This is a genomic window from uncultured Thiothrix sp., from assembly GCF_937873765.1.
Classification (GTDB): Bacteria; Pseudomonadota; Gammaproteobacteria; order Thiotrichales; family Thiotrichaceae; genus Thiolinea.
In genome coordinates, this window is sequence record NZ_CALMZC010000061.1 from 1 (window position 1) to 2,029 (window position 2,029).

Here is a 2,029-nt window from a genome sequence, read left to right on the forward strand (position 1 = left end):
ACGGAGGTCGGGGAACTGGAATAGTCCGATTCGTGCTTTTGGGCAAAAACACCCTTATTGAAACCTCGGTGTTTACCCGTCAAATTATTGAGTTATTAGACGATGACGAGTACCAAGCCTTGCAAACTGAACTCATGATCAACCCGGCTAAGGGTGACTTGATCAAAGAAGGAGGCGGCATTCGTAAGGTGCGTTGTGCTGCCAAAGGTAAAGGCAAAAGCGGGGGCATTCGGGTAATTTATTATTGGTTGTGTGAAGACGGTCAGATTTTAATGTTGTTGGCTTATCCTAAATCGGCTCAAGATAACCTGACCGACCAACAAACAACCGCACTAAGAAACCTAGTGAAGGATTTGAGCCATCATGGAAGCCACCTTATTCGATGAGCTGGTAGCCAGCTTGCATGAAGCTAAAGCAATTATTCAAGGAGAGTTGCCCCCCTCGCGCCGTTTTGAGTTAAAGCGGATCGATGTCAAAGCCATTCGAGAAAAAACCGGCCTATCTCAATCTCAATTCGCCCATTTAATCCAAATCAGCACCAAAACACTGCAAAACTGGGAACAGCAGCGCCGCACACCCACAGGGCCAGCGGCTGCTTTGTTGAAGATTGTTGCGGTGAATCCTAGTTCAGCCATTCAGGCACTCCAATCCCCCTAAACGGTCTCAAAATCACTAGCTCCGTCCAGTGTCGAGCCATCGGGCCAGCCCGTTGGGCGGCACTTGTACGGCACACCTCAACACACTCAAGAAAGGAGTGTGTCGGCTCAGCGCAGCCGACACACCTTGGCAACCCGCTTTTTCTCTTCGCCGCGTTAGCGGCACACCTCGCGTAGCGGCCGCAACGTGCCCCGCTCAGCAACGCGGGTCGGGGGATACTCTGCTTGCGACCCCACCGGAGGCGCTCACCGCTCAAACCAATAGCCACCGCTGACACTCGCCGACCTTGCGGAAGGCTGGAAACGCTGAACCCCGACCCCAGCGCCAGCCGGTAAGCGGCACACCAGGGCGGCGCTTCCGCGTGTGCGGCGAAGCCGGACAAGCAACGCGGGAGAAACAGCCGCGCAGGGGTGGCCAGCGTGAGGCTGCGTGCTGGGGAGGGGTGAAAGCGGGGCCAGACTGGAGCAAGCACAACCTATCCAAGTGGGGTGGTTTTGGGCGCTGCGCTTGCGGAGGCTTGGAGTCAACCACTGCAACCCGCTTGCAAGCGCAGTGACCAAAACCACAGAAACCAACCAGGGGGCAAATTTTACATAATTGATCATTCTGCGCGGTGGAGCGTAGCTCTGCGCAACGCGCACCTGAAAGGCATTGCGCAGAGTGCCCATTATGTAACTTTTGACCTTTTCCTTAGTTTTCCAGAGCAGTTCTAAGAACGTGAATCACTGCCGTTTTTTAGAAAAGAGTCCAAGTTGCGGAGCTGCTTGGACGCAGCTATCTTTGTAGCTCAATACCAAAGCGATTAGATTCTTTGCTAACTTCTGCATTCACTGAAATGTTGGTAGCTGTCGTCAACAGATAGACCACTACTGCAAACGCCGTTATTGAAAGTAAAAGCTTCAAATTCATTTTTTCGGATTCCTTCAGTTAAAACGCTATTGTTACTGCTCGATTTACCCTGTTTTGTAGGGGTTTCCACTTTGGCGCAGTTTCTGACGTTTTTTCCTTAAGTGAAACCAACCAGCATCCATCTACTGGCTTGCTGGATACAACCTTTGACGTTGCCACGTTATTTAATTATTTCAATATTTAAAGATTTAGACGTACTGAAACCTAAGTAGCATGAGGTTTTTAAGCAGCATTAAGGGAGTAATTGTGCGTTATGGAGAGACAATTGAACTTAAAGGTATTTCACCCTAAGTTATTTACGCCGCTCGTTGTGGGTAGAATATATTAGGTAGAAAGAAAAGGTAGGGACTTCTGAAAGTGAGCTGTATCAAGGCTTACAGGGGCAAAAGCGCGACGCTATCCCGATGCAAGCGCGACGCTATCCCGATGCAAGCGCGACGCTATCCCGATGCAAGCGCGACGC

The 2,029-nt window shown here is 50.8% G+C and carries 3 protein-coding genes; 2 read left to right on the forward strand and 1 reads right to left on the reverse strand.

Going from position 1 to position 2,029, the window contains the following annotated elements; genetic code table 11:
* Window positions 1-56: 56 nt before the first annotated feature.
* Both Q0307_RS17940 and nadS read left to right on the forward strand, forming a co-directional pair.
* On the forward strand, window positions 57-386 hold the full coding sequence (locus tag Q0307_RS17940; RefSeq protein ID WP_298662562.1) for a type II toxin-antitoxin system RelE/ParE family toxin: 330 nt from the start codon (window positions 57-59) through the stop codon (window positions 384-386).
* Window positions 364-657, forward strand: coding sequence for a NadS family protein (gene nadS, locus Q0307_RS17945; RefSeq protein ID WP_298662558.1), 294 nt, complete (start codon window positions 364-366; stop codon window positions 655-657). The genes Q0307_RS17940 and nadS overlap by 23 nt, the downstream gene beginning before the upstream one ends.
* A gap of 774 nt (window positions 658-1,431) precedes the next feature.
* Here the strand turns inward: nadS and Q0307_RS17950 are convergent.
* Window positions 1,432-1,566, reverse strand: a complete 135-nt coding sequence (locus Q0307_RS17950; RefSeq protein WP_298662560.1) for a hypothetical protein — start codon at window positions 1,564-1,566, stop codon at window positions 1,432-1,434.
* Window positions 1,567-2,029: the final 463 nt, after the last annotated feature.